General features: G+C 68.8%; 1 protein-coding gene. It reads right to left on the reverse strand.

The annotated features are described in order from the left end of the window. Nucleotides 1–253 (reverse strand): hypothetical protein (locus tag JT719_RS24945; protein ID WP_207436476.1); only part of this gene is annotated, 253 nt, incomplete at both ends.

A 253-nucleotide genomic window follows, 5' to 3' on the forward strand; every position in this document is an offset into this window, starting at 1 on the left:
CGGCCCCTTCCAGCTCCATCAGGTCGCTGCCGCGAAAGCAGTCGACCGTCGGCAGGTCGGTGGTGTCCGGATGCCCCCATGATACGCATTGGACCGGCGCCAGCCGCAGGGCTGCCAGCTTCGCGGCCATCGGGTCCATGCCGATTTCCGGATAGATCAGGACATGCAGGTCGTCGGCGCGGATGGCCTCGCACATCCTCTCGAACGGCAGGCCGGCGGTGAAGCGGTGGAAGCGGGCCTGGGCGCGGTCGGT

The organism is Sabulibacter ruber (assembly GCF_017355955.1).
Taxonomy (GTDB): Bacteria; Bacteroidota; Bacteroidia; order Cytophagales; family Hymenobacteraceae; genus Nibribacter; species Nibribacter ruber_A.